We start from the raw sequence: 8,449 nt of genomic DNA, 5'->3' as shown, positions 1-8,449 counted from the left end.
CGTTCAAGTGGACCAAGACCGCCGACCAGATCATCGACCGTATCTGCCGCTACTGCACACGCATCTCCGGACCGGCTCACTAGGCGAACATGCGGGCATTGCCGCCCTGGCGCACGCTGGTGGTATGGCCGAGCAACCCCATGTGGTCGTGCACCGCCCCCGTGGCACCGGAGGGCGGCGCGTGACCGTGAACGAGCAGATCATCGGCGTCGCCTACACCGATCGCGACCTGGCCGAGTTCCTGCGACAGGTCGGCTTGGACGGGGAATACCTCGTCGACTCGGACTCGCCGATGATCGAGTGGCGCGGCGGCAATCCGCACGACTACAAGGCCGCCTGAAGAGTCCCCTGGCTATCCCTCGACGTGTAGCGCCGCCACGAACTCCGGAAGACTGGCCGCACTGGGCGGTGTCTGCGACTTCCAGAACCGCTGGAAGTGATCGGAAACGAGACGGCGCAGCTCGGACTCAGCGGGTTCCTCCCCGCTGAGTTCAAGGGAAACCCGGTGTGGCTCCCCTGTTATACGCAGGGGCCTGGCCAGGGCATCGAATCCGCACGAGAACTCGTCCGGCATCTCCCACCACGCCTCGGCGGACGCCTGGTCCTTGAGGACATACATGTAGTAGTCGTCGTCGAAGAGGATCACGGGCCCAACTGGTGTGTTCATGGCCCGAGTATGGTGGGCTCCTCACGCTGGCCGCCTGCATTAACGAGTTGGTGCGTGATAGCGGGTGAGGCGTGTTCGGCTTGGTCGTGGCCTGTTGTCAGGCCTTGGTGCGGCGGTCGGAGACGAGACCGGCGATAGCTCGGTAGGTGTCGGGCAGGCGGTCGCGGCGGTGAGTCCAGCGCGTCAGTTGTTTCCAGCGTTTGTGGTCGGCGAGGGCGTGTTCGACGGTGATGCGGTCGGACGAGTGGTCGTGGCGGTCGCTTTCCCACTGTTGAACCCTGCCGGGCAGTGCTCCCGGCCGCGGCTTTCTGGGCGGTGTGATCGCTTGCCCGCGGTGGTCGCGGCTCAGGCCCAGGTAGCCGTCATCCAGGAGGACCTCGACGTCGGGAAAGTGCTGGAAACAGACGGCGATGCCCTCGTTGCGGATGGCCGTGACATCGTGCATCCGTCCAGGTCGTAGGGCATCGGTCCATAACGTGCGGCCCCGCCAGTCGGCAACCACGGTGGCCTTCATGGTGTTCTGTTTCTTCTTGCCCGACACGAACACACGGCGGCCGCCGCGGTTGGCCGGCGGTCTGCGAACCTGGATCTCAGTGGCGTCCAGCCGCAGCTCGATGCCTTCGGCCTGGGCGTAGGCGAAAACGTCCGGCAGCGTCCGCAGACGCAGGCCGGGGCGGTCGGGAACCGCGCAACCCCGCTCGGCCAGGAGCGGACGAATCTCCCCGATCGCACGAGTGATGGTCGAACGGTCTACGCCGAACAGCAGCCCCAGTACCGAATGCGGCAGGTCGTGCCGCAGATGGATCAGCGTGGCCACCAGTCGATCGACGAACACCAGCTGATGACGGGCGCCGGCTCCGGCAGCCCGCTTCCTGGACCCGCCTCGTGCAGAATGCCGTCCACCCTCAAGCGCGGCCTGCCACGGCGCCGCCAACTCATCCACCAGGCAAGCGAGATGCTGCCGGGTGATCCCCGTGAACAGACGATGCGCCAGCACCGCCCGATTAACCATGATCGCCACAGTCGGATCATGCCAGCTGCCTGACGCGATCCCTCACCCGCTATCACGCACCAACTCGTTAGCATCCACCCACCACATCCACCGAACTTACGAAAAGATCAGTAGGCGGTCAGGAACCGGCTGACGCGGGCGATGACATCGGCCTGCCACGCCTGCGATTGCGGATGCAGGTACTTCGGGTCGTCGTGGACGGCGAAGCCGTGCTGCGCACCGTCCAGTTCGACCAGTTCGACGGACCCGGCGAACATCGGCTTGTGCGTACGGGAGGACTCGACGGGCACGAACGTGTCGGCGGTGCCGTGCACCATCAGCACCGGTGCCCGTACGGCACCGAGGATCGCCTTCGTGTCGAGGTAGAACACCTCGTTCAGCAGGGCCCGGTTCAGTTCGAACGGGGACCGCTCGGTACCCGTGTTCGTCCAGGTGGGCGGCGGCTTCCTTGGACAGGTAGTCGCCTGTCCAGCCAGGGCGGGAGGTGACGTACCGCTCGCGGTAGTCCAGCCGCGGGTTCAGCAGCACCAGGCGGCCGACATCCTGGGGACGGTGCGCGGCGTGCAGGCACACAGCCCCGCCAGCAAACGACGCCGCGATCACGTGGACCGGGCCGGTGTGCCCGGTCTGGGCGCGCGGGTGGTCGCTGGCGGCGCGGACGTCGTTGGTGACGCCCGCGATCGTCAGCTCGGACTCGCGGCCGCCGCTGGCACCGTGAGCACGGAGATCGAAACGGAGGCTGGTGATCCCCGCCTCCGCAAGGCCGGCGGCCAAGCGGGTAAAGAAGCCACCTTCCTCGCGGGTAACCCCGGCCCCATGGACCAGGACCGCGGCCCCGACCACTGGGCCGGTGGCCGGGGCAAACGTGCCGGACAGAGCGGTGCCGTCCAGTGAAGCGAACGTCGTCTCGTGGTCGACCATGCCCCTGATGCTAGGACCTGCTCCCGCGCGGCGACATGGCACAGACCGCCAACCGCCCCTGGACGTCGGCTGATTGACGGCAGCGCGTCAGGGTCCGCGGGTCACCGTGCCCGAGACGAACCATTGGCCCAGGGTGGCCGCAGAACAGACGGCCGCGCGGGCAGGGTCCAGGGGCTCCTACTCGCATACAGGGTTGAGGTGGGACAGGACCGTGCGGCAGTCGCTCTGGAGTGCCAGGTCGGATTCGAGACTGTGGAAGCGGCCGCTGCGGCGGCTCTGGGTGAGTTCGGCCTGGATGCGTGACAGTGCCGGGGCGGCGGCGTCGCCCATCTTGGCAAGGCAGGCCATCACGTGGTTGGACGTGGAGTCGTTCTCCTCCCATGCCTCCAGGAGGGTCTCCAGGACGGTGTCGCTCTCTGCTTCGCCGGCTATTTCCCACAGGGCTGCTGCCGCATGTACCCGGGTCCACTCGTATCCGGGGGACAGGAGCTTCTTCAGAGGCGGCACTGCGGCCGCGGCCGGCTTCCCGATCAGGGCGAGGACATCGGCAGCCACGTCGTAGGCGTGCGTGTCGAGGAGTCAAACGGGCCTTCTTCCTCTCCGCGTTCGCCGCCTTGGCCGACCCTGCATCGCGGGCCTACTACGACAAGAAGATCGCCCAAGGGAAGCACCACACCCAGGCCCTGCTCTGCCTCGCCAGACGCCGGGCCGACGTCCTGTTCGCGATGCTCCGCGACGGAACCTTCTACGAGCCCCAACCCGCTGCAGCCAGGTGAGGAGTCCAGACTGCTCGATCAGTCCTCCGGCCGAAGCCGCTGCCGAGCCGCCTCAAGCCGCTGGTCATAATCAGGCGCGAACAGATCAGAAAGCGCCTTGTCGAGCGTTCCGGCAATCCGATGGATCGGCGCCCAGACCGCCGGATCGTCGACAACGCGGCTGAGGTCCGTCATCTGGAGCTTCTCCAGCCAGTGCGACAGCACCAGTGCCTCGTCACTCGTGAGCTTGATCGTCACCTGACTATCACTCGTGCACACCCCCACGGCTCGGCCCGCCCTTGACCGCACGAACCTACTGGCCTTGGACCTTGACCAAACACATAGGGGCACCCCCCCAACAACGGGCCCTGCTTCTGCGGGCGGAGAAGCACCTCGCCATGGACCGCTCGCCCGGCGCCCTCGCCGCAGTGGTCACCAACCTGAAGGAGTGGCAGGCCCCGCACCTCGACCTCGTCGACCAGGCGTGGATCGGCATGGCCGAGGGCCGCCTCGACCGGGTCAGGCTGACCATGCCGCCCCGGCACGGCAAGTCCCAACGGGCCGCCCGCTGGGGTCCGTTGTGGTATCTGCGGAAGTACCAGGACCGGCGCCTCATCATCGCCTCCCACTCCTCCGACCTGTCGGAGGGGCACGGACGGTTCATCCGCGACACCATCGCCGAGTACCACGACCTCCTCGGTATCCGCCTCAACCCCGGCTCCGAGGCCGTCCACCGCTTCGACCTCGCCGGACGCAAAGGCGGCCTCCTGGCGTCCAGCATCGGCGGCGGCCTCACCGGCCACGGCGCGACCGTCGCCATCGTCGACGACCCCGTCAAGGACATGGCCGACGCCGACAGCCCCACCATCCGCCGCAAGACGTGGGACTGGTGGCAGTCGGTCCTCCAGACCCGCATCGAGCCCGACGGAGCGATCTGCGTCATCCAGACCCGCTGGCACGAAAACAACCTCTCCGGCCGGATCATCGCCGACGCCGAGGCCAACGAGTGGACGGTCATCGACCTCCCCGCCATCGCCGACAGCACCACCGACCCCCTCGGGCGTTCACCCGGTGAAGCCTTGTGGCCGGAACGGTTCTCCGAGGCCCACCACGCCAAGACCCGCAAGCGCGTCGGCGAACGCGTGTGGGCCGCCCTCTACCAGCAGAAGCCCCGCCCGCCCGAGGGCGGAGTCTGGTCCCGGGCCTGGATCGACGACAACCGCACATCGGTGGTGGCATTCAGCGGACTGGAGATGGCCCGCATCGTCGTCGCCGTCGACCCCGCCGGCGGCGAGTCCACCGTCTCCGACGAGACCGGCGTCGTCGGCTGCGCCCGCGGCTTCGACGGCCACCTGTACGTCCTCGACGACCAGTCGGGCAGCATGGGCGCGAACGACTGGGGCCTCACCGCCTGCCGCCTCGCGCTGAGCCTGCGGGCGGACGCGATCGTCGTGGAGTCCAACTACGGCGGAGACATGGCCAGGCAGATCGTCCGCCAGGCGTGGGAACAGCTCCAGCGCAGCGGCGAAGCCCGGGGGCTTCTCATGCCGATGGTCCTGGAGGTCACCGCGAAGGTCGGCAAACGGTTGCGGGCCGAGCCCATCGCCCAGCTCTACGAACAGGGCCTCGTCCACCACATCGGCCAACATCCCAAGCTCGAAGACCAGATGGTCACCTGGGTCGCAGGCATGGACTCGCCCGACCGTATGGACGCCGCCGTGCACGCCCTCACAGAACTCGCCGACCCCGACCAGCTCGACACCGGCATCAGCAACCTGAACGACCGCAGACTGAGCGGAAGGCGCTGACGTCGAGATACGGCCCCAGTAGGGAGTACGGCTCGCTCTCTTCTCTTGCGAGAGTCGTTTCCCCGGTTTAAAGAGCCCACAACGCACTGCCTAGTGCGTTACCGTGGCCTAGGCCGGGTGGGGGCAGGGTGTACAAACTCAAATGAAGGACGCTTCGCGCTTGGCCAGTTGAAAGCGCCCGACCGCCCTGCTTGTGAGGCTCAAGCGGCCGGACGCCCGTGTTATCGGTTGAGCCAGAGGTTGCAGATAGCTGCTACTGCGGGCACTACCGGGATGAGGAGAGCGCCGACCGCCTGCCAGCGGTTGGCCCTCCTGCATCCAGAACACTGCTGTTGCCCCTTACGCCGCTGGCGCAGCGTCCGGAGCCTGGCGAGCTGACTCATCCTGCCTCCCGTCGAGAACCGCGCACCAGGGCTGGTGAGCGGATCTCGCACGGAAGAACCGAGCCGAGGGTGCCAGTTGTCGCAGCCTAGCTTTCCGTGGACACGCATGTGCCCAAGTCTGTTGATCCTGTGGATAGTCGAACCGCTGTGGGTGCTCGTTCACCCTGCTACCTTCCCGATCATGGGGAGACAGCGGTGGTGGGCCGTCGGTATCACGAGTGCATCCGTGATCGCGGTGGGTGTGGTTCTGGCAGTGGCCGAACCCGACTTCGTGGACCCGAACGAGGCCCGAGCGGAGCAGACAGCAACCCGAGCCGCAGAGGTGCGGCAGGGTGGTACGGAGTCGGGTCTGTCGCTCCGGGATGAGGCGCTGTTGAAGGGGGTCGCGCCGGCGAAGGCCGTGCCCACGGAGGATCGTTGCCGGGCCAGGTGGGACGGCCTGTCGATGGCGGAGTCGTACGGGGCGGAGAACGTCGACGTGTTCGTTCAGGCCTGTGTAGCCGTGCCGGAAGCACCTTGGCCCAACTGGTGATGGCGGTCGGCGGCTACGCTGATCGGGCAGGCGCGGGGGCGCTGTTGCCCCGGAGGTCCTGGTGCGTATCCGTGACGTCGTCATCGACGCCTGGTCGTGGCTGAACTACAAGCCGACCATGGCCAACCCCCGCAAGCCAGGCGGCAAGTTGGCCGAGTTGGCGTCGTCGTGGGCTCCGGAGGAGGAGATGCGGCGCCTGGCCGCGTACAAGCTCCTCGCGGGGTACGACCAGACGCAGGCCGGTCAGATCGCCGCCGCCACCACGGGTGACGACTCCGCCCTCGACCGGCGGGAGCTTGGCGATGCCCCGAAGCTCATCGACACCGCGTTGCAGTACCTCCTCGGCGCGGAGCAGACCATCGTGGTTCTGGGGGCCGAGCACGCCGACGAGGACAGCCCGCCGCCTGGTGCAGCCGAGGCGGCGACGGTGCAGGAGCGGTTGCGGGAGTGGGCGGAGAAGGAACTGCTGCCGCTGCGGATGCAGCAGACGGAACGCTCCGCCGTACGGTGCGGGGATGCGGTGTACACGCTGGCGTGGGAGCCGTCGAAGGGCCGCGCTCTGCTGCGGTCGTACGCCCCCGGGTTCTACTTCCCCGAGTGGCCCGACGACGGGGAGGACTCGGCCGAGTTCCCCAACCGGGTGCACTTCGCGTGGGAGCTGCCCGAGGACCGGGCGAAGGGACTGAAGGGACGCGTCCGGCGGATCACGTACGAGCTGGGGCCGATCGGTGCGGCGACGAAGCCGGGGCAGACGAAGGACGGGCTGCCGCGCCGGGAGTGGATCTACGGCACCGACGGGGAGCCGGTGCTGATCGTCGGCGACAAGCTCGATGCGGACACCGGCACCGTGACCCGCTCCTACCCGTGGGCGGCGGGGAAGCCGTCGGGGGTGACGTGCTACCTCACCGACGCGGAGTGGCTGCTGGAGGACCTGAAGGGCCCCCACACCGTGTTCAACCTCCCGGAGGAGAAGGCCGCGTACCGGGTGCGGTCCGACGGCGAGGTCCTGGACGGCCTGGACCTGATGGTGGACTTCATCCCCGTGGTCCACATCACCCACAGCATCCCCGAGCCCGGTGAGCACTGGGGAAGGTCGGCGCTCGCGCCGGTCCTCCAGGGCCTCGACGAGCTGGCGGCCACCGACACCGACTCGTCCGCCGCCACGGGGGCGCCGATCCTGTCGGTGTCCGGTGCGCGTACGGGGGTGGACCGGACGACGGGGCAGCCGAAGCCGCTCACGGTGACCGCGGGCTCGGTGTTCCAGCTTGCCGACGGCGGACGCATGGACGCCCTCAACACCGCTCCGCAGTTGGAGGAGCTGCGCAACCTCACCGACCACCTCATCGACCGCGTCGCCGTGAACTCCCGCGTCACGGCGGCCGGTTTGGGCACGCTCGATGCGACGCGCCTGCCGTCAGGCTATGCCCTGCAACTCGCCCTGGGTCCTCTTGATGCGCTCGTGGGGGCGATGCGGCTCGCGCGCGCCCACAAGTACGCGCTGCTGCTGCGCATGGTCTACCGGCTGCACCAGGCCGGGCAGGTGTGGCCGGCGGGTGAGACGCTGCCCGCGCACATCGTGTTCGGGCCGCACACCCCGACCGACCGGGCCGCGATCCTGGAAGAAGTCGTCAAGGCCGTCGGCGGGGGGTGATGTCCCTGGAGACGGGCGTACGGATGCTCATGGACGCGGGCTACCCGGTCGAAGACGTCTCCGAGGAGATCGAACGCATCCAGTCTCGGGCGTTCGATGCCGCCGCCCGCCTCGCCGACGCCACCAACGACGCTGCTGTGGTCCGCGAGTACCTGGGGCTGCCCGAGGCAGACCCGGAAACCCTGGCCGCACCCCTCATTCGCGAACCGGGCGAGCAACCGGGCCCGGATGACGAGGAGGGGGACGACGACGAGCAGCCGCAGCGGTAGAGCTTCGCCCCGAAGGGTGACGCAAGCGGGAACGGGGAACCTCGGTGGGAACGCGGGGCGTGGGAGTGATCATGCTGAGCAACGAGCAGATCATGAGGGCCCTCCCGTCCCCGGGCCTCGTCCACGTCGAGGTGACGGCCGTCGATGAGATCACGGTCCGTACGGCTGCCGAGGCGATCGCCGCCCTGTGGACGTCACCGGGGGTGTCCCAGGTGTGGAGAACGGCAGGAGAGGACGGGGTGCGGGCCCGGGTGTGGGCGGACCTCGTTCCCAGCCCCGCCTCGGACGTCTATTAACGAGTTGGTGCGTGATAGCGGGTGAGGGATCGCGTCAGGCAGCTGGCATGATCCGACTGTGGCGATCATGGTTAACCTCGAAATTTCGTGACGGCTCGTCAGGTCAACTGGTGGGCTGTTGCGCTTTGTTGGGCCGGGTGCGGGCAGGTTGACGG

Annotated in this window: 11 protein-coding genes and 2 pseudogenes; 7 read left to right on the top strand and 6 right to left on the bottom strand. The window is 68.1% G+C overall.

Translation table 11 applies throughout. From position 1 onward, the window contains the following. Nucleotides 1-124 precede the first annotated feature (124 nt). Nucleotides 125-340, top strand: a complete 216-nt coding sequence (locus tag IE269_RS42515; RefSeq protein WP_189828732.1) for a hypothetical protein — start codon at nucleotides 125-127, stop codon at nucleotides 338-340. 12 nt (nucleotides 341-352) lie between these two features. Here the strand turns inward: IE269_RS42515 and IE269_RS42510 are convergent, their stop codons facing one another. From IE269_RS42510 to IE269_RS42495, 5 genes and pseudogenes are all read right to left on the bottom strand, one after another. Further along, the gene (locus tag IE269_RS42510; protein WP_189828731.1) at nucleotides 353-667 is read right to left on the bottom strand and encodes a hypothetical protein; all 315 of its coding nucleotides are present in this window, start codon (nucleotides 665-667) and stop codon (nucleotides 353-355) included. 97 nt (nucleotides 668-764) lie between these two features. Continuing rightward, nucleotides 765-1,679, bottom strand: a complete 915-nt coding sequence (locus IE269_RS42505; protein WP_189828736.1) for a transposase family protein — start codon at nucleotides 1,677-1,679, stop codon at nucleotides 765-767. A 107-nt stretch (nucleotides 1,680-1,786) separates the two neighbouring features. Further along, nucleotides 1,787-2,050, bottom strand: a complete 264-nt coding sequence (locus IE269_RS43660; protein WP_229898634.1) for a dienelactone hydrolase family protein — start codon at nucleotides 2,048-2,050, stop codon at nucleotides 1,787-1,789. 124 nt (nucleotides 2,051-2,174) lie between these two features. Beyond that, nucleotides 2,175-2,600: pseudogene (locus IE269_RS43655) on the bottom strand (alpha/beta hydrolase); the annotation flags it as partial. Nucleotides 2,601-2,777: 177 nt separating this feature from the next. Further along, on the bottom strand, nucleotides 2,778-3,155 hold the full coding sequence (locus tag IE269_RS42495) for a hypothetical protein (RefSeq protein WP_189828737.1): 378 nt from the start codon (nucleotides 3,153-3,155) through the stop codon (nucleotides 2,778-2,780). Between IE269_RS42495 and IE269_RS42490 the strand changes: the two are divergent. Next, nucleotides 3,128-3,376 (top strand): annotated as a pseudogene (locus IE269_RS42490) (IS110 family transposase); the annotation flags it as partial. The gene IE269_RS42495 and the pseudogene IE269_RS42490 overlap by 28 nt on opposite strands. A gap of 18 nt (nucleotides 3,377-3,394) precedes the next feature. On the opposite strand, the gene IE269_RS42485 reads toward IE269_RS42490, so the two are convergent. Beyond that, entirely contained in the window at nucleotides 3,395-3,634 is a 240-nt protein-coding gene (locus tag IE269_RS42485; protein ID WP_189828735.1) for a hypothetical protein, read from the bottom strand. A 50-nt stretch (nucleotides 3,635-3,684) separates the two neighbouring features. Here IE269_RS42485 and IE269_RS42480 point away from each other — a divergent pair, with 50 nt between their 5' ends. The 5 genes from IE269_RS42480 (at nucleotide 3,685) to IE269_RS42460 (ending at nucleotide 8,294) form a co-directional block, all read left to right on the top strand. Continuing rightward, nucleotides 3,685-5,163 (top strand): terminase large subunit domain-containing protein, encoded by a 1,479-nt coding sequence (locus IE269_RS42480; RefSeq protein ID WP_229898635.1) that lies wholly within the window; start codon nucleotides 3,685-3,687, stop codon nucleotides 5,161-5,163. Nucleotides 5,164-5,667: 504 nt separating this feature from the next. Beyond that, entirely contained in the window at nucleotides 5,668-6,078 is a 411-nt protein-coding gene (locus IE269_RS42475; protein ID WP_189828730.1) for a hypothetical protein, read from the top strand. A gap of 61 nt (nucleotides 6,079-6,139) precedes the next feature. Beyond that, nucleotides 6,140-7,729: a hypothetical protein gene (locus IE269_RS42470; RefSeq protein WP_189828729.1), complete on the top strand. Its 1,590-nt coding sequence runs from the start codon at nucleotides 6,140-6,142 to the stop codon at nucleotides 7,727-7,729. After that, a complete protein-coding gene (locus IE269_RS42465) occupies nucleotides 7,729-7,998 on the top strand; it encodes a hypothetical protein (protein ID WP_189828728.1) in 270 nt (89 codons plus the stop codon). Before IE269_RS42470 ends, IE269_RS42465 begins: the two co-directional genes overlap by 1 nt. Before the next feature lie 71 nt (nucleotides 7,999-8,069). Continuing rightward, complete coding sequence (locus tag IE269_RS42460; protein ID WP_229898636.1) at nucleotides 8,070-8,294, top strand: DUF6207 family protein; 225 nt, start codon at nucleotides 8,070-8,072, stop codon at nucleotides 8,292-8,294. Nucleotides 8,295-8,449 lie beyond the last annotated feature (155 nt).

Origin of the sequence: Streptomyces spiroverticillatus (assembly GCA_014650415.1) — a bacterium.
GTDB classification, from domain to species: domain Bacteria; phylum Actinomycetota; class Actinomycetes; order Streptomycetales; family Streptomycetaceae; genus Streptomyces; species Streptomyces spiroverticillatus.
This window is presented reverse-complemented; position numbering and strand designations above follow the sequence as displayed.